14 protein-coding genes are annotated in these 17,664 nt (G+C 63.9%); 11 read left to right on the top strand and 3 right to left on the bottom strand.

The window, feature by feature from the left end:
* A partial coding sequence (locus BX592_RS30725) for a DUF6531 domain-containing protein (RefSeq protein ID WP_134197060.1) occupies positions 1 to 2,146 on the bottom strand: 2,146 nt, incomplete at its 3' end.
* Positions 2,147 to 2,401: 255 nt separating this feature from the next.
* Between BX592_RS30725 and hutH the strand changes: the two genes are divergently transcribed.
* The 8 genes from hutH (at position 2,402) to BX592_RS30685 (ending at position 12,354) form a co-directional block, all read left to right on the top strand.
* Positions 2,402 to 3,925, top strand: coding sequence for a histidine ammonia-lyase (hutH, locus tag BX592_RS30720; protein WP_134197059.1), 1,524 nt, complete (start codon positions 2,402 to 2,404; stop codon positions 3,923 to 3,925).
* A 1-nt stretch (position 3,926) separates the two neighbouring features.
* Positions 3,927 to 4,622, top strand: coding sequence for a histidine utilization repressor (hutC, locus tag BX592_RS30715; protein WP_134197058.1), 696 nt, complete (start codon positions 3,927 to 3,929; stop codon positions 4,620 to 4,622).
* A gap of 110 nt (positions 4,623 to 4,732) precedes the next feature.
* Positions 4,733 to 6,421, top strand: a complete 1,689-nt coding sequence (hutU, locus tag BX592_RS30710) for a urocanate hydratase (RefSeq protein ID WP_134197057.1) — start codon at positions 4,733 to 4,735, stop codon at positions 6,419 to 6,421.
* A gap of 5 nt (positions 6,422 to 6,426) precedes the next feature.
* Complete coding sequence (locus BX592_RS30705) at positions 6,427 to 7,047, top strand: HutD/Ves family protein (RefSeq protein WP_134197056.1); 621 nt, start codon at positions 6,427 to 6,429, stop codon at positions 7,045 to 7,047.
* A 31-nt stretch (positions 7,048 to 7,078) separates the two neighbouring features.
* The gene (hutI, locus tag BX592_RS30700; RefSeq protein WP_134197055.1) at positions 7,079 to 8,296 is read left to right on the top strand and encodes an imidazolonepropionase; all 1,218 of its coding nucleotides are present in this window, start codon (positions 7,079 to 7,081) and stop codon (positions 8,294 to 8,296) included.
* 44 nt (positions 8,297 to 8,340) lie between these two features.
* Positions 8,341 to 9,732, top strand: coding sequence for a formimidoylglutamate deiminase (locus BX592_RS30695; protein ID WP_134197054.1), 1,392 nt, complete (start codon positions 8,341 to 8,343; stop codon positions 9,730 to 9,732).
* 402 nt (positions 9,733 to 10,134) lie between these two features.
* The gene (locus BX592_RS30690; protein WP_134197053.1) at positions 10,135 to 10,800 is read left to right on the top strand and encodes a hypothetical protein; all 666 of its coding nucleotides are present in this window, start codon (positions 10,135 to 10,137) and stop codon (positions 10,798 to 10,800) included.
* Between the two features lie 165 nt (positions 10,801 to 10,965).
* The gene (locus tag BX592_RS30685) at positions 10,966 to 12,354 is read left to right on the top strand and encodes a DHA2 family efflux MFS transporter permease subunit (RefSeq protein ID WP_134197052.1); all 1,389 of its coding nucleotides are present in this window, start codon (positions 10,966 to 10,968) and stop codon (positions 12,352 to 12,354) included.
* Between the two features lie 11 nt (positions 12,355 to 12,365).
* Here BX592_RS30685 and BX592_RS30680 read toward each other — a convergent pair whose 3' ends face one another.
* The gene (locus BX592_RS30680) at positions 12,366 to 12,926 is read right to left on the bottom strand and encodes a hypothetical protein (protein WP_134197051.1); all 561 of its coding nucleotides are present in this window, start codon (positions 12,924 to 12,926) and stop codon (positions 12,366 to 12,368) included.
* A 139-nt stretch (positions 12,927 to 13,065) separates the two neighbouring features.
* Between BX592_RS30680 and BX592_RS30675 the strand changes: the two genes are divergently transcribed.
* The gene (locus BX592_RS30675; RefSeq protein WP_243849810.1) at positions 13,066 to 13,998 is read left to right on the top strand and encodes a helix-turn-helix transcriptional regulator; all 933 of its coding nucleotides are present in this window, start codon (positions 13,066 to 13,068) and stop codon (positions 13,996 to 13,998) included.
* Complete coding sequence (locus BX592_RS30670; protein WP_134197050.1) at positions 13,995 to 15,965, top strand: DUF3857 domain-containing transglutaminase family protein; 1,971 nt, start codon at positions 13,995 to 13,997, stop codon at positions 15,963 to 15,965. The genes BX592_RS30675 and BX592_RS30670 overlap by 4 nt, the downstream gene beginning before the upstream one ends.
* Before the next feature lie 66 nt (positions 15,966 to 16,031).
* On the opposite strand, the gene BX592_RS30665 is transcribed toward BX592_RS30670, so the two are convergent.
* Positions 16,032 to 17,183, bottom strand: a complete 1,152-nt coding sequence (locus tag BX592_RS30665; RefSeq protein WP_134197049.1) for a branched-chain amino acid ABC transporter substrate-binding protein — start codon at positions 17,181 to 17,183, stop codon at positions 16,032 to 16,034.
* 156 nt (positions 17,184 to 17,339) lie between these two features.
* Between BX592_RS30665 and BX592_RS30660 the strand changes: the two genes are divergently transcribed.
* Positions 17,340 to 17,525 (top strand): hypothetical protein, encoded by a 186-nt coding sequence (locus tag BX592_RS30660; protein ID WP_134197048.1) that lies wholly within the window; start codon positions 17,340 to 17,342, stop codon positions 17,523 to 17,525.
* Positions 17,526 to 17,664: the final 139 nt, after the last annotated feature.

Genomic DNA, 17,664 nt, shown 5'->3' with positions numbered 1-17,664 from the left:
GAATCAGTTTGCTATTCTGTTTGGCGATCGATTCACGCAGGCGCGCGGCTAACGATTCCTTTAACCGCCTCACCCACAAAAATGCGGACAGGTTCGGAAAGATAAATGCGCACTCGACGCATATCGTTTCCAAGCCGGGTTCAGGGGAAAACCACAGCAGGCTTGAGAGCTTGTTGCGACTTGTTGATGGTCCCGCCGGAGTTATACCGGACTCGTAGTTATCCAGCCACTCATCAATCTCCTCACTACCAATCGCAGTAGCCTTCCCACCCTCAGGCTTAACCGTCCCCGTACGGGACACAACGCGCCCTTCCGGCGAATACCCATAATCGACGGTCAGCGTACGTTCCACATTCCCGTTCGCCGGCGCTGCATCCTCCCTGTAGATAAACCGCGTAACTCGTCCACGCACGTCATAATTCACGTACGCATACATGCCATCGGCCATCAGTTGCAACGGTCGATGCGCCGCGTCCCGCAACATGATCCCGACCGAGTGACCATTTACGACGGACATCGCGATCCGTCGGTTGGCGCTCCCGTCATAGTTCTGATGCCAGTCTTCGACCGTTTGACCGTTGACCTTCGTCAACATCGATAACAGTCGATTCCGGCTGTCGTAGACAAAGCCAGATGTCCGTTGCTGTCCGGTCGACTTCGCATCAAAGCCGTTCGCGCCTGTCGCATCATCGGTCGTTAGTTCGCCAAGCGCGACGAGGTTGCCCCGATCGTCATAAGCAAAGCTACGCATCACACGAGGCATCGCGATCAGCGACGGATGCAAAGTCGTCGCATCGGCGTACCTTACCGATGTGATCGACACGCCTGTCGAACTCCGTCGTGTAACGCGCACCGGGCGGCCGATATCGTCGTAGCTGTATTCGGTGCTGTTGCCATCCGCCGTGCGATCGGTGAGCAGATTTCCCTTGGTATCCCACGTCGTTGACGCGTTGCCCGACGATGAACTGCTTCCAGTGGGCCTCTGCAAACCGGCGACCGACGAGAAGTTCAACGTCGTGCTCCGGCGACTGTCCGTCACCGTCGTGCTACCGCTGCCGTACGCAAACTGAACGTTGCGCGTGGTATCCGGATGGCTAGCGGCAACGGCGCGCCCCTTCGCGTCATACGACCACGTCGCCACGCGTGAGCCCGCTTCGTCGATCACGCCGGTCATCGCCGACCAGAAGCGAACGTCCTCAAACAGATAGCGCCGCACATAACCATCGGGCCACGTCACCGAGACCAGGTTGTTGTGCGAGTCATAGCCATACCGCGTGATTGCGCCCGTCGGATCAGTCAGCTGCGTGATGCGGTATTTCGCATCGTAGGTGAACCGCAGCACAAGGTCGAAGTACGTGCTTGTATCGGCTGCGTGCTCGGTAACGGAAATGAGAAGACCGCTCGCGGGTGCTACGTTCGACGGCGTATTCGCATCGCTATAGGTGAGTGTGGTGACGCGGCCATCGTGTGTGCTGACCGATAGCAGTACGCCCTGACTCGAATACGACTCTGCCGTGTCAGTGGTCAGGTCGGTCAGCGTCCAGCCTGCCACATCGTCGCGCAGCGCGAACGCAGCAGTGCCCACTGCACGCCACGCTCCGTTCGCCTTGGCGAACGTGACAGGCTCTCCGTCTTCGCGATATGCAATGACTTGCGCAGAACTCACACGCGCATTGGCCAGATCCAGTTGACGTTGCCAGTTATGAAACCAGCCCGCACCGACAGTGGCGTCCGGGTGAAGATGAGGTGCCGAACGATAAGTGCGGCGAAACGCTACGGGCGTATCGCCACCACTGACAAAGTCGACCTCGGTCTGCGTGTTGACGCCCGTGCCCGGATAAACCGGATCCGCAACAGGACAACTCGCTTCAGGCGCGACGGGCTCCGGCGCATTGCAGTACCGATCGATGCGATCGGCGTTGGCCGTACAAAAGTACGTCCCCATGCCGACCGGCGTCCCGCCCGCGACGCTGATCGCACATCCCTTGGTTCCGGGTACCCCACGCGACTTCGCGTAAAGGGAGTAGCAGATCGCATCGCCGCCTTCAGCGTGAGCGGTGATAGCCGGCAGAAGTGCCGCTAGCAGTAGCAGCAGTCGTAGCGCGCGCGTCGAAAGCCGACGCGGCGAAAAAGAGCAAAGGCCCATTCGAATTTTTCTCTGTCGTTTGTGTGTTTATTACCCGCTTAAACGCCATCACGATAAATGCACACACAACCAAAAAATCGCCGAAAAGTCCGAACGTGCCCGCGTCTATTCCTCTTCTGAAATATGCGTACGAAGCGGCCCCAACCCCCCGCCGTAGTGGAATCCCCTAACCCAACCAAACCCAAAAACAACTTGTATATACAACTCGCACCAGCTAGACTCCACCGTAACTTGTCTATACAGGAACGCACGACCATGATCCTCACGCCCGGCTGCCTGACGCTGCCGCAACTCCGCCAGATCGCACGCGAGCAGGTCACGCTCGAACTCGACCCCGCCAGCTTTGCCGCAATCGACGCGTGCGCGAAAACGGTCCGCGACATCGCGGCGAAAGGCGAGCCCGCGTATGGGATCAACACCGGCTTCGGGCGTCTCGCCAGCACGCACATCCCGCACGATCAGCTCGAACTGCTGCAACGCAATCTGGTGCTGTCGCACGCGGTCGGCGTCGGCGAGCCGATGTCGCGTCCGGTCGTGCGTCTGTTGATGGCGTTGAAGCTGTCAAGCCTCGGCCGCGGCCATTCGGGCATTCGCCGCGAAGTGATCAACGCATTGATCGCGCTGTTCAACGCCGACGTTTTGCCGGTCATTCCGTGCAAAGGCTCAGTCGGTGCGTCCGGCGATCTCGCGCCGCTCGCGCATATGTCTGCGGTGCTGCTCGGCGTCGGCGAGGTGTTTAACAAGGGCGAGCGCATGTCGGCCGTCGAAGGCCTGCGCCTCGTCGGCTTGAAGCCGCTCACGCTCGAAGCGAAAGAAGGTCTCGCGCTGTTAAACGGTACGCAGGCCTCCGCCGCGCTGGCGCTTTACAACATGTTCGCGATCGAAGACCTGTATCGCACCGGGCTCGTCGTAGGCGCGCTTTCGGTCGACGCCGCCGCCGGTTCGGTCAAGCCATTCGACGCGCGCATTCATGACTTGCGCGGCCATCAAGGCCAGATCGACGCAGCGTCCGCGTTCCGTTCGCTGCTGGAAGGCTCGGCAATCAACCTGTCGCATCGCGACTGCGGCAAGGTGCAAGACCCATACAGCCTGCGTTGCCAGCCGCAGGTGATGGGCGCCTGTCTCGATCAGATGCGCCACGCGGCCGACGTGCTGCTAATCGAAGCGAACGCGGTCTCCGACAATCCGCTGATCTTCCCGGACACCGGCGAAGTGCTGTCCGGCGGCAACTTCCATGCAGAGCCGGTCGCATTCGCCGCGGACAATCTTGCGCTCGCCGCTGCCGAAATCGGCGCGCTCGCCGAGCGCCGCATCGCGCTGCTGATCGACGCCACGCTGTCCGGCCTGCCGCCGTTTCTCGTGAAGGATGGCGGCGTCAACTCCGGTTTCATGATCGCGCACGTCACGGCCGCGGCACTCGCATCCGAAAACAAGACGCTCGCGCATCCGGCATCGGTCGATTCGCTGCCGACTTCCGCAAACCAGGAAGACCACGTATCGATGGCGACCTTCGCCGCACGCAAGCTGGCCGACATCGCGGAGAACACCGCGAATATCCTCGCGATCGAACTGCTTGCCGCCGCGCAAGGCGTCGATCTGCGCGCGCCGCATCACACCAGCCCCGCATTGCAGCGCGTGATGACCGTCGTGCGCAATGAAGTCCCGCGCTACGAGCTCGACCGCTACTTCGCACCCGATATCGCCGCGATCACGCGTCTCGTGCAAAACGGCACGATCGCCGCGCACAGCCCCTTCGAATTCGTATCCGAGCGCGGTTGATATGAACTCGCCCGCTTATCAGGGAATCAAGGACTTCATCCTCGCCCGCATTCACGCAGGCGAATGGGCGGAGGGCGACCAGGTGCCCTCGGAGAATGAGCTCGCGCGCGAATTCAACGTCGCGCGGATGACGGTCAACCGCGCGCTGCGCGAGCTGACGGCCGAACAGGTGCTGACGCGCGTGCAGGGCTCGGGCACCTTCGTCGCGCGGCCGAAGTACGAATCGACGCTGGTCGCGATTCGCAGCATCTCGGACGAAATCATCGCGCGCGGTCATCGCTATCACGCGAATGTGCTGCATATCGGCGACGCGATCGCCGATGCCGAACTCGCCGACGAGATGCAGCTGAAAGCGGGACACGCCATTTTCCATTCGCGCGTGCTGCACTTCGAGAACGATGAGCCGGTGCAACTGGAAGAGCGCTGGGTCAACCCATCGGTCGCGCCCGACTATGCGCTCCAGGACTTTACCAACACGACGCCGAACCAGTACCTCGTGCGCGTTGCGCCGTTGCAGCGCGTCGAGTACCGGATCGAAGCGCTCGCACCCGACGACGGCACGCGCGCGCTGCTATCGATGGACGACGTCGAGCCGTGCCTCGTGTTGCATCGGCGCACGTGGTCGCAAGGCGTGGTCGCTTCGGTGGCCAACCTGTGGCACCCAGGCAGCCGCTACCGCTTTACCGGGCATTTCTGATTGCTTGCTGCCGTTTCCTTGTCGTGGCCGCGGTTTTTAGCCCGCTGTTATTCGTACCTTGCGTACCTTGCGTACCTTGCGCACCCTGCGCACCCTGAAGGCTCACTACCATGAACGATCCGAAACACATCGATCCGCGTTTGGACCCGTCGCGCACGATTCGCGCGCCGCGCGGCAGCGAGAAGGTCTGCAAAAGCTGGCTCACCGAAGCCGCCTACCGGATGATCCAGAACAACCTCGACGCGGAAGTGGCCGAGCATCCGCATGCGCTCGTCGTGTATGGCGGCATCGGTCGCGCGGCGCGCAACTGGGATTGCTTCGATCAGATTCTCGCTTCGCTGAAGGACCTGAACGACGACGAGACGCTACTGATTCAATCGGGCAAGCCAGTCGGCGTGTTTCGCACGCATCCGGATGCGCCGCGCGTGCTGCTTGCGAACTCGAACCTCGTGCCGCACTGGGCGACGTGGGACCACTTTCACGAACTCGACCGCAAGGGACTGATGATGTACGGCCAGATGACCGCGGGCAGCTGGATCTATATCGGCAGCCAGGGCATCGTGCAGGGCACATACGAAACGTTCTTCTCGGTTGCGAACCAGCATTTCGGCGGCAAGCCGCAGGGTCGCTGGATTCTGACCGGCGGCCTCGGCGGCATGGGCGGCGCGCAACCGCTTGCGGCGACGATGGCGGGATTTTCGATGATCGCAGTCGAATGCGATGAGACCCGCATCGACTTCCGCCTGAAAACGCGCTACGTCGACAAAAAAGCGAAGACGCTCGACGAAGCGCTCGCGATGATCGACGCAGCGAAGGCGAGCGGCAAGCCGGTGTCCATCGGCCTGCTCGGCAACGCGGCGGATGTGTTCGCCGAACTCGTCAAACGCAACGTCACGCCGGACTGCGTGACCGATCAGACGAGCGCGCACGATCCGATACATGGCTATTTGCCGCAAGGCTGGCAGGTCACCGACTGGCGCGAACGTCAGAAGACCGACCCGCAAAGCATCGTGACACCGGCGAAGCAGTCGATGGCCAACCAGGTGCGCGCAATGCTGACGCTGCAGCAACGTGGCGCCGCGACGCTCGATTACGGCAACAACATCCGGCAGATGGCGCTCGACATGGGTGTCGAAAATGCATTCGACTTCCCCGGCTTCGTGCCCGCCTATGTGCGGCCGCTGTTTTGCGAAGGCAAAGGTCCGTTCCGATGGGTCGCGCTGTCGGGCGATCCGGAAGATATCTACAAGACCGATGCGAAGGTCAAGGAACTGATCCCGGACGATGCGCATCTGCACAACTGGCTCGATATGGCGCGCGAACGGATCGCGTTCCAGGGGTTGCCTGCACGGATCTGCTGGGTCGGCGTGAAAGACCGCTATCGCCTCGGCCAGGCGTTCAACGAAATGGTCCGCACAGGTGAGCTGAAAGCGCCGATCGTGATCGGCCGCGACCATCTGGACACCGGTTCGGTCGCGAGCCCGAATCGCGAAACGGAAGCGATGCTCGACGGCTCGGATGCGGTCAGCGACTGGCCGCTGCTCAATGCGATGCTGAACACCGCGGGCGGTGCGACCTGGGTGTCGCTGCATCACGGCGGCGGGGTCGGCATGGGGTATAGCCAGCATGCGGGTGTCGTGATCGTCGCGGACGGCACCGATGCCGCGCATGCGCGCCTCGGTCGCGTGCTGTTCAACGACCCGGCAAGCGGGGTGATGCGCCATGCGGATGCGGGCTATGACCTTGCGCGCAAAACAGCGGTCGACGCAGGCCTCAAGCTGCCGATGCTGGGCCGGTGACTGCAATGCCGGGCAACCGCTCACAGACGGCGCAAGTCACGCTGATTCGCGGCGCGGACTTGCACGCGACGCGCTGGAAAAACGGCGGCGGTATCACGCGCGAGATTGCCGTGTATCCGGCCGCAGCGGAATTTGATACGTTTGTCTGGCGCGTGAGTGTTGCCGACGTCGAGCAAGCCGGGCCGTTCTCGCGCTTTGCCGGCATCGACCGGACACTTGTGCTGATTTCGGGTGCCGGCATGCTGCTCGACGAAGGGCAAGGGCGCACGCATGCGTTGACGCAACCGTTCGACATCGCCCGTTTTGCCGGCGAAACGGCGATCGATGCGCGGCTCGTCGAAGGCGCGACGCGCGACTTCAACCTGATGGTCCGGCGCGGTGTGGCGAGCGGCAACATCGAGGTATGGCGCGCCGGCAGCGCGCATACCGTGTCCGCGGACACCGTACTGCTATTTTGCGCAGCCGGTTCGGTCGATGTCGTGCCGAGCGCCGGCGAGCCCGTTGCGCTCGCAACGAACGACACGATGCGCATCGCTGACGCGCAAGCATGGCACTGCACGCTGCGTGGCACGGGCACCGTGCTTGCCGTGTCGATCCTTCATGCGGATTCCCGACAACCGGTCTGAGCGAACCGCCTATTCCTCCAGCGAGCTTACGATGAAGCAAACCGTCTGGCATCACCTGAAACTCTGTGCGCACGGCGATCCGCACGACACGATCGGCGACGCCGCGATCGCGGTGCAAAACGGACGCATCGAATGGCTCGGCGCCGCGCATGAGCTGCCCATCGCGTACCGCGACTGGGCGCGCGAGGATCTCGATGGTGCATGGGTGACGCCGGGGCTCGTCGAGTGCCATACGCATCTCGTCTACGGCGGTCAGCGCGCGGACGAATTCGCGCAGCGTCTGGCGGGCGTCAGCTACGAAGAGATCGCGCGGCGCGGCGGCGGCATTGTGTCGACGGTGCGCGCGACCCGCGAAGCCGATGAAAACACGTTGTTGTGCGCGGCGGCGGCGCGGCTCGAACCGCTGATCGCCGAAGGCGTCACCGCGATCGAAATCAAATCCGGCTATGGGCTCGACTTGCCGAACGAGCGCAAGATACTGCGCGTCGCCCGGCAGCTCGGCGAACGCTATCCGGTAGCGGTGTACACGACGTTTCTCGGCGCGCATGCGTTACCGCCTGAATTCACGGACCGTGCCGACGACTACATCGACGAAGTGTGTTCGCGGATGCTGCCGGCGCTCGCCGACGAAGGCCTCGTCGACGCGGTCGACGTGTTTTGCGAGCGCATCGGTTTTTCGCTGGCGCAGAGCGAGCGCGTATTCGAAGCGGCCGCGCGTCGCAATCTGCCGGTCAAGATGCACGCGGAACAGCTATCGAACAGCGGCGGCGCGGCGCTCGCCGCGCGCTATCGCGCGCTATCCGCGGACCACCTCGAATTCCTCGACGAAGCGGGGGTCGTCGCGATGAAAGAAGCGGGTACCGTCGCGGTGCTGTTGCCGGGCGCGTATTACTTTATCCGCGAGACACAACTGCCGCCGCTCGAATTGTTGCGCCGCCATGCGGTGCCGATCGCGATCTCGACTGACAGCAATCCGGGCACATCGCCTGCGACTTCGCTGCTGCTGATGATGAACATGGCGGCCACGCTGTTCCGGATGACCGTGCCGGAAATACTGCAAGCGGTGACGCTCCATGCGGCGCAGGCGCTCGGAAAACCGGACGTGCACGGCGCGCTCGCGGTAGGCCGCGCGGCGGACTTTGCCGTGTGGTCCGTCGACTCGCTTGCCGAACTGCCCTACTGGATGGGCCGACGCTTGTGCGCGCGGGTCGTGCGCGGCGGGGAGACGGTCTATGCGAGCCGGACCTGAGCGCAACGGCAAGACGATCCAGCAACGATGGAATTGAGCCGAACATGAGCGAAACCAGTCGAACGCTTTTTGCCGGGCACGCATGGCTGCCCGATGGATGGCGCCGCAACGTGCTGCTGCAATGGGATGAAGCGGGCACGTTGACCGCGGTGATACCCGATGCGCACGCAAATGCCGGCATCGCGAGAGCGGCGGGTCCGCTGTTGCCCGGCATGCCGAATCTTCATTCGCACGCATTTCAGCGCGCGATGGCGGGGCTCACCGAATATCGCGCGAACGCGACCGACACGTTCTGGAGTTGGCGCGACCTGATGTACCGTTTTGCCGCGCGCATCACACCGGAAGGCCTCGCGGCGATCGCACGCTGGCTGTACATCGAGATGCTGAAGGCAGGGTACACGTCGGTTTGCGAATTCCACTATATCCATCACGCACCGGACGGCAGCCGCTATGCGCACGGCGCGGAAATGGCGCAGCGCGTCGTCGATGCGGCGAGCGCGAGCGGCATCGGCATCACGATGTTGCCGGTGCTCTATCAGTACAGCGGCTTCAATGATGCGGCGCCGCGTGACGATCAGCGGCGCTTTATCGATACGCCCGACGGCCTGTTGCGCAACCTCGACGATCTGCGCCGTGCGCGGCCGGAGCACGGCGCGCGGCGCTATGGCGTTGCGCCACATTCGTTACGCGCGGTGTCGCCGGCCTCATTGCATGCGTTGCTCGACGGACTGGATGCGCTGCTACCCGATGCACCGGTTCATATCCATATTGCCGAACAGACCGCCGAAGTCGACGCGTGTATCGACACGCAGGGGGCGCGGCCCGTGCAATGGCTGCTCGACCAGTTCGATGTGAATGCACGCTGGTGTCTCGTGCATGCGACGCACATCGAGGCTCGCGAGACCGTTGCGCTCGCAACTAGCGGCGCGGTTGCCGGCTTGTGCCCGACCACCGAAGCGAACCTCGGCGACGGCCTGTTTCCGGCGCAAGCGTATCTGGATGCGCAAGGTCGATTCGGCGTCGGCTCGGATAGTCATATCGCAGTCGACTGGCGCGCGGAACTGCGTTTGCTGGAATACGGCCAGCGTCTGGTGAGGCGGCAACGCAACGTGCTTGCCGCGGCGGATGCAACGCATGTTGCGGACCGATTGTTCGCGGCTGCGCTCGCCGGCGGGGCACGGGCGACCGGCCGCGCGACCGGCGCGCTCGCGGCCGGCATGCGAGCCGACTGGCTCGTGCTCGATGCCGCGCACCCGGCCGTGGCGGAACTGCCATGCGATGCATGGCTATCGGGTGCGGTGTTTTGCGAGCATGGCGATTCGCCGGTGCGGGACGTCTACGCAGGCGGCGACAAAGTGGTCGAAGATCGCCGGCATCGCGACGAAGAACCCGCCTACGCGCAGTACCGCGCCGCGCTCGCCGAACTGCTGAAGTGACGCGCTGACACGCGTTGCCGATGCGCGTGTAGCCGAATTCGCGTCGAGGCGCGCGAAGCAGGTGAGCGAGCCGCGGAGGCGGCCGCCCGCGAATGGCCGTGTGCTATGCGGCAAGCCGATGTGCGTCCGGTTTAGCGCTGGTGCGATTCGTCCTGCATCACCCGTCGCCTTCGCTCGCAAATCATGTGCCAAGGAACATGGCACGTCTGTCGCAGTCAATCCTTTCTGAATCCGCGCAACGCCGCGCCATTGTTGCCGTTGCACCGCATCGGCGGCGGCGACGGGCTTGCGCGCGGCATCACGGAACGACTAATCTTTGACGGGAACCCTCGCGCGCGGCTGCGCCGCTTGCGCACATTGCGCCGGGTTGCCGCCGGGAACGGAGATCGAAAGGAAGACTCAGTGACGGAATATTCCGACGAAACGCTGCTGCCGGTCTGGCGAGCCAATTTGCTGGTATTGACGCACGAGGTCGGCGCGGCGACGCGGCTCGCGCGGATGATGACCTTCTCCGAGTCATATCTGAAGCTGATGCTCACCGGCCAGCGCGACTTCAGCGAAGAGTTCGTGCGCGGCGTCGAGGCGGTAGCCGGCCTGCCGGCCGGCTGGATGGACGCGCCGCACGACGCACACGACGTGCCGGACAACGCGCGGGCCGCCATCGACAACGAAGCTCCGCTCGCCCGTTTTCGCGGCACCGCGCATCCGGTGCGCAAGAAAGTGGTGCTGCGGCCACCCGAGCCGATCTTCGGGCAAACGCCGCCGAAGAAGCACGACGACGAGACAAAAGATGCGCAGACACATCGCAGGCACGCGTATTTGCGCAAGGTGCGCGACCTCGCGGCGCAGGACGTGCGGCGCTTCGAGCGGCACCTCACGCATCCGCCCGTCGACATTGGCGCGCTGCGCGCAAAAGTCGAAGACGTGATGGGCGCGGTCGATCTCGATGAAAACGTGCATGCGGACCTCGCGGGCCGACTCGAACAGATTGAAAAGCATCGGCATCTGTTGATCCGGCATGTCGAAAAGCTGTACGAACTGCTCGCGGCTCTCGGTGAAAACGAATGAATCGCACGACCCGGTCGAGTGATCGATGCGCGTGCAACGATACTCGCTGCCCGAACCGTCTTATCGGGAAACATTGCTTGATGCACGGGGTCGCGCGAAACGCGCAGTAACAGTCGGCACGCTCTGAGGTCTCGTCGTGCCGCGCATTTTGCGGTAAAAGAATGCATGACCGACCGCGCCCGACTTATTCCGATCATCGTTGCCTGCCCGCTGTTGCTGCAAAACCTCGACACGTCGATCATGGCAACCGCGTTGCCGTCGATAGCACGCTCGCTAGGTGTCGAGCCGCTGCATCTGAATCTCGCGATCACCTCGTATCTGCTGAGTCTTGCGGTGTTCCTGCCTGCCAGCGGCTGGCTTGCGGACCGTTTCGGCACACGCCGCGTGTTTTGTGCGGCAATCGTGTTGTTTTCGGTCGGCTCGGCGCTGTGCGGACTCGCGATGTCGCTGCCGCAACTCGTGCTGTTTCGCGTGATACAAGGCATGGGCGGCGCGATGATGGTGCCGGTGGGCCGGCTGATTCTGCTGCGCAGCGTGCCGCCCGCGCGCATGGTCGCCGCGATGGTCTGGTTCACCGTGCCCGGCGCGGTGGGGCGGCTAGCCGGTCCGCTGCTCGGCGGTTTCGTTGTGACCGTGGCGTCGTGGCGCTGGATCTTTCTGCTGAACGTGCCGTTCGGCATGGTCGGTGTGCTGTGCGCGCTAGCCTTTATCGAAGATTCGCAGGAGCCGCACGATGCGCGCTTCGATCTGCCAGGCTTCCTGTTGCTGTCGACCGGCCTGGTCGGCCTGGTCGGCGGCTTCGACACGGCCGGTCGCGGGCTGGTCGCACAGCCGGTGACTTTCACGCTGCTCGGCGCCGGCGCGCTCGCGCTCGTTGCGTACTGGTTCTACACGCGGCGTCACACGGAACCGATCATCGACCCGGGCCTGTTTCGCTTTCACGCGTACCGTACCGCGGTCGTCGGCGGCATGCCGCTGCGCATCGCGCTCGGCGCGTCGCCGTTTCTGCTGCCGCTGATGCTGCAACTCGGTTTTGGCCTTACGCCGCTGCAGTCCGGTTCGATCAGCGTGGCGACCGCGGTCGGGTCGCTGTCGGTGCGCGCGCTGATGGGGCCTGCGATTCGCCACATCGGCTTTCGCCGGCTGCTGATCGGCTCGACGCTGGTGACGGGCTGCTTTTACGCGAGCTACGGGCTGTTTAGCCCGTCCACGCCGCACGCGTTGATCTTCGTCGTGCTGCTGTTCGGCGGTCTGTTCAATTCGCTCGCGATGGTGACGCTCAATACGCTCGGCTATTCCGATATGCCGAGGCCGCAAATGAGCCGCGCGACCGCATTGGCGAGCATGGCGCAGCAACTGTCGATCAGTGTCGGCGTCGCGTTTGCGGCGTCGCTACTCGCGGTGACTGCGTACCTGTATGGCGGCAGCGCCGCACAATTGAGCGCGCGCGATTTTTCTCCGGCGTTCTTCGTGGTCGGCGCGCTCACGCTGTGTTCGCTGCTGTTTTTCGTCAGGCTGTCGCACGAAGAAGGCAACGAATTGCGGCAGCGCTGACATCGATTCGATCAACCACGTACGCGTTGCGCGGCGAACTCCGCTTCGAGTACCCACGTGATGCCGTCCGGCGCGAGCGCGACACCGGTCCAATGAAACGAGTCGCGGCCGATGTCCGTGAAGTTCCAGCGGATCGGCGTGCCGTTCGCGTGCGTGCCGATCTGCACGATCGCGTTGCCGATGCGTCTACCGATCAGTTCGTCGCGCTGCCCGGTTGCCGGATTCAGATAGGTAACCCGCCACGCGCGCACCGCGGGGTCCCAGACGCGCAACGTCGTGCCATACATATCGTGCGCTGCAGCGTGCGCGCCCGTGCGTTGTTCGCGTGGCGGCATGATCCAGACGTCTTGCACCGCGCGGCCTTCGAGTACCCAGCCAAACTGAATTTCGCCTTGCAGCGGCGCGGCGCGCAGGTCGTCGCGGTAGTGCAGCACCTGCATGCGCCAGCTGCCGACGAGCCAGCCATAGACGTCGTCTGCCTCGTCGATATCGGCGGCGCGGCTCGGCGCGCTGAGCGCGGTGAGAAGCGGGTGTGCGTCGAGCAGAGGTTCGTGCAGGCCGTGTGCGTTCATTTACGGATGCTCCCGTCGGGTTGAGAAAAGGGCAGCGAGAAAAGTTCACAGCGGAGTTCACAGCGCAAGCGGTGCGGCTCGCGCTCACGCGGCGCGCCGATGTGATAAAACAACGATACGGCGTTCGAGGGGTGAAATCTTGGGGAAAATTGCCGCGCAACTGAACGACGCGCTGCGCGAGCGCGCTGCCGCGGGCGCGCGAGGCATGCTCGCCGCGCGACCGCTCGCGGCGGGCGACGGCTGGTCGGTGACCGACATGCTGTGTACGTTGGGCCCGCGCGACGCTGCGTTCGGCGAACGCCACGATGGCGTCTGCATCGCCGCGGTGGTGGCCGGATCGTTCGCTTACCGCAGCGCGGACGGCCACGCGCTGCTGACCCCTGGCGCGTTGCTGCTCGGCAACGACGGCGCCTGTTTCGAATGCGGTCATCGTCACGGCGCCGGCGACCGGTGCATTTCGTTTCGCTACCAGCCTGACTATTTCGAATCGCTTGCGGCCGATGCGGGCATAACAAGCGGCGTCACGCGGTTCGCATGCGCGAGCGTTGCGCCGTTGCGCGCGTTGTCACCGCTTATTGCGAGCGCCTGCACGGGAATCGTGCCGGGTGCGTCGCTCGCCTGGGACGAACTCGCAGTCGAGTTTGCCGTTGCGGCGCTGCAAGCGGCTGGCGCGCACGCCCGCACGCATCGGCGCGAACGTGCGCCAGGCGCGGCCGCGTGGTCGCGCGTCGCGCAAGCGGCGCGCCTGATCGACCATGCACCGGAAGCGCCGCACACACTGCACACCCTCGCGCAGGCATGCGGCCTCAGCGATTTCCATTTCCTGCGCAGCTTCGAGCGGGTGGCCGGCGTGACACCGCATCAATACCTGCTGCGCGCGCGCCTGCGGCAGGCTGCGCTGCAACTGGTCGATACCGACGCCTCGCATGAACGTGTCGTCGATATCGCATTTGGTTGCGGCTTCAACGATCTGTCGAATTTCAATCACGCGTTTCGCGCGGAATTCGGCATGAGCCCGCGCAGCTGGCGCGCGCGGCACGCACGGACGCCGGCCGGCGCGCCACGCGGATGAACGGCGGCACACCACGCACGCGCGCGCGAGGCCGACGCACGTTGGGCAGGCGCGTGCGCGGCCGGCTTGCGTTGGCCGTGCTGCAACTGCTGATCGGCGTGTATGGCGTGCCGCGCGCATGGGCCGACGATGCGGCATTGCCCGGCGACTTGCCGCCTTCGACGGTCGAACGCGACGTGCATCTGTTTATCGTGCAGAAGGACGGTTCGGTCGAAGAGCACGACGACACGGTATTGCGCGCGAACACCACGAGCGGCGTCGACGAGATCGCGCAGCGCTACGTATGGTTCAACAAGGACATCGAGCAGGTGCAACTGCTTGCCGCGGAAACGGTCGATCGCGATGGGGTCGCGCATCCGGTTGGCGCGGACGGTATTCGCGACGTGCAGGAACCGCGTTCCGCGGGGGCGCCGACCTTCCAGGACGGCGTGTTGCGCACGGTGATTTTCCCGGGCGTCGAACCGGGCTCGCGCGTGCATCTGGCGTTTCGCAAGGTGCGCACAGTACCGCTGCAGGCAGGCACGTTCGCGTATTTTGTCGAGCCGACGCGCGGCCCGGTCGAGATGCAGAAGCTGATCTTCGATCTGCCGGCGGACGTGCCGCTGTATACGGACGCACGCGGTTATGTGGCCGAGCCGCCAGTGACCGAAAACGGCCGCACGCGCTACACGTTCGACTATCAGCACGGGCCGTACGCGCCGCTCGAGTCCGGCGCAGTCGGCTATGCGACATGGGGCGACCGGCTGATGGTGACGACGACGCCCGACTACGCGACCTTCGCCGGGCGCTATCGCGACGCGGCCGTCGACTCGACGACCGGTGACCCGGCCATCGTCCGCCTTGCGCAGCAATTGACCGCACAGACCAACGATCCGCGCGAAAAGGCGCGGATTCTGTATGACTGGGTGCGCTTCAATATCCGCTATGTCGCGCTCTTTCTCGGCGAGACAGCTGCGGTGCCGCACAAGGCGGTCGATGTGCTGCGCAATCGCTATGGCGATTGCAAGGATCACGTCGCGCTATACGGTGCGCTGCTCGCCGCGGTCGGCATCGATAGCGAGCCGGTGCTACTGAACCTCGGGTCCGTCTATACGCTACCGCAGGTGCCGGGCTATGGCGCAAGCGCGATCAACCATGTGATCACGTGGATTCCGTCGCTATCGCTGTTCGCGGATACGACTGCGGGCGGGACGGGTTTTGGCTACTTGCCGGCAAGCGTGATGGACCGGCCGGTGCTGCTCGTCGATGAAGGCGTGCTGGCGCGCACGCCCGGCGTACAGCAGCGTGCGCGCGTGGCGCGTCTGCAGATCGATGTGGACAACAGCGGGACCGGCCGTTTCAGCTATCGCGTGCAGGATATCGGCGCGCCGGCCGAACTCGAACGCAACGTATTTCGTCGCGCGACGCGGCAGCGCTGGCAGCAGATTGCCGCCGAGCGGTTGCGGCAGACCGGCCTGTCCGGCGTTGCGCGCATGCAGCCGGGCGAACTGACCACCACCACGGGCCCGTTCGCGACGACGATGCAAGGAACGCTCGAGCACGTGAGCTGGCCTGACGGCACGACCGCGTTGCCCGCGCTGACGAGCTTGTCGGGTGGCATCGCGAGTCAGGTGCAGACGTGGCTCACGGAGCCGCGCCGCACGCAGCCGTGGGCGTGTATCGACGGCGACTTCGACGAGACGTCGCAGATCACGCTGCCCGATAACGTGCGCGTGACCGATTTGCCGCAGGACGCGCAGGTGCACGATCCGTTCTTCGAGTTCTCGTCGCACTATGTGTTCGACCCGGATACGCGCATCGTGCAGATCACACGGCGGCTCACCACGCGCTTCGGTCACCAGATGTGCAGCGCTGAAGAATTCCAGGCTGCACGTGCGTCGCTTGTCAGGATTGAACGCGATGCGTTGTCGCAGATCGTCGTGCGCGCGGGGCTGAAAAAGCCGCTGGCGCGCAGCGAGACACAGTAACAACCGCAGCGAGACCGAGATCATGAAGCCCACTGCGGGCGCACGCCTGTTGCGGCACGCTATCGCTTATGTCCCGGTCTTTGTCACCACCGGATGCCATTCGCCGTCCTTCACCTGATAGAGCGTCGATGCGCCGCTCTTCAATGCGCCGGTGCTGTCGAACGAAATCGTGCCGGTCACGCCTTCGAAGTTGATGCTCTTGAGCTTGGGCCTATACGCGGATGGCGACGCGGACCCGGCCGCCTGCATCGCCTTGATCGCAGCCCACGTCGCGTCGTAGCCGAACGGCGCGTACGACAGGATGTCCTCGCCGAACTTCGCCTTGAATTTCCGCGCGAACTCCTTGCCTGCGGGCATCTGCGCGAGTGGCCGGCCATATTCCCATGCCATCGCGCCTTCCGCGGTATCGCCGGCGAGCTTGATGAACTCGGGGTCTTGCACGCCACCGCCGCCGAGCAGTTGCGCGTTCATGCCGAGCTGTTTCATCTTCTTCGCAATCGCCGCGGCCTGCGTATCGAGGCCGCCGAAGAAAATCAGGTCCGCGTTGGTTGCCTTGATCCTGGTCAGTTGCGTGCTGAAGTCGACGGCGTGATTGTCCGTGTACTCGCGCGTAACGATATTGCCGCCCGCGGCCTTGACCGCCTTTTCAAACTCGTCGGCTTCGCCCTGGCCGAATGCGGTGCGGTCGTCGATGATTGCGATGCGCTTCGCTTTGGTCACCTGCACCGCGTAAGTACCCGCGTTGCCCGCATTCTGCGCATCGGTCGAAATCACCATAAAGGTGTTCGCGAAGCCGCGATTGGTGATGGTCGGGTTGGTTGCCGCCGGGTCGATCATCGGGATACCTGCCGATTCGTAGACCTGGGAGGCGGGGATCGTCGTGCCCGAGTTGAAGTGGCCCACCACCACCGCGACGTTCGCGTCGGCAAGCTTTTGTGCCGCCTGCACGCCGATGCGCGGGTCCGCCTGATCGTCTTCGGCGACCAGCACGAAATGCGCGACCTGTTTGCCGATCTTGATCTTCTGCGCGTTGGCCTCGTCGATCGCCATCTGTACGCCGTTTTGCAGATCCTTGCCGTAACCCGCATTCGCGCCGGTCAACGGTGCGGAAAAGCCGACTTTTACCGTCAGATCGTCCGCAAACGCGCCGGGCGGAGTGATCGCGAACACGGCTCCCAGCAACAGCGCAAAGGGTTTTAATGTTTTGCTCAAGCTCATGGTTACTCCTTACGTCAGCACAGGGATCAACAGGAAGGCTGGCGCGCGCGGTATGACGCGAATACGTCGCGGCGCGGCTCGCCGGATGGCGCGGTGATGGCTAGATGACGATGGACCTCCTCGCAGCGTGGAGATGCACGAGATTACGAATGACACATGGCGCGAGGCAATGCAGGAAAACACGAACTGCGTGCGGGCGGGGCGGGTGAAGATCGTCGCGATGCGCGCGTGGTATCCGTGCTCTGCCTGGCACCTGGCGCGAATATAGAAAACCAATTTATGGCCGTCTTGGCAGAACACGGCATCGGCGATGCGCATTTCGGCACAGTCGCGGAACTTTGAAGCGGGCTGCGAGTAACGGGGGAAACGGGAGGACGACGGAACAAAGCTGTGTGGCGTGGCCCGTATTCCTGCAATGCAATCGATACGCGCCCGATACCGGGTACCGGACGCGCGGTATCGATGTATCGCGCGTATCGCT

It is taken from the genome of Paraburkholderia rhizosphaerae, from assembly GCF_004366595.1.
GTDB lineage: Bacteria > Pseudomonadota > Gammaproteobacteria > Burkholderiales > Burkholderiaceae > Paraburkholderia > Paraburkholderia rhizosphaerae.
The sequence above is the reverse complement of the archived record's forward strand: the minus strand, read 5'-3'. Positions and strand labels throughout refer to the sequence as shown.

Bases quoted from the DNA above. Each gene is read 5' to 3' on its own strand.
- hutH (WP_134197059.1), top strand. From the start codon at position 2,402: ATGATCCTCACGCCCGGCTGCCTGACGCTGCCGCAACTCCGCCAGATC.
- hutC (WP_134197058.1), top strand. From the start codon at position 3,927: ATGAACTCGCCCGCTTATCAGGGAATCAAGGACTTCATCCTCGCCCGC.
- hutU (WP_134197057.1), top strand. From the start codon at position 4,733: ATGAACGATCCGAAACACATCGATCCGCGTTTGGACCCGTCGCGCACG.
- BX592_RS30705 (WP_134197056.1), top strand. From the start codon at position 6,427: ATGCCGGGCAACCGCTCACAGACGGCGCAAGTCACGCTGATTCGCGGC.
- hutI (WP_134197055.1), top strand. From the start codon at position 7,079: ATGAAGCAAACCGTCTGGCATCACCTGAAACTCTGTGCGCACGGCGAT.
- BX592_RS30695 (WP_134197054.1), top strand. From the start codon at position 8,341: ATGAGCGAAACCAGTCGAACGCTTTTTGCCGGGCACGCATGGCTGCCC.
- BX592_RS30685 (WP_134197052.1), top strand. From the start codon at position 10,966: ATGACCGACCGCGCCCGACTTATTCCGATCATCGTTGCCTGCCCGCTG.
- BX592_RS30680 (WP_134197051.1), bottom strand. From the start codon at position 12,926: ATGAACGCACACGGCCTGCACGAACCTCTGCTCGACGCACACCCGCTT.
- BX592_RS30670 (WP_134197050.1), top strand. From the start codon at position 13,995: ATGAACGGCGGCACACCACGCACGCGCGCGCGAGGCCGACGCACGTTG.
- BX592_RS30665 (WP_134197049.1), bottom strand. From the start codon at position 17,183: ATGAGCTTGAGCAAAACATTAAAACCCTTTGCGCTGTTGCTGGGAGCC.
- BX592_RS30660 (WP_134197048.1), top strand. From the start codon at position 17,340: ATGGCGCGAGGCAATGCAGGAAAACACGAACTGCGTGCGGGCGGGGCG.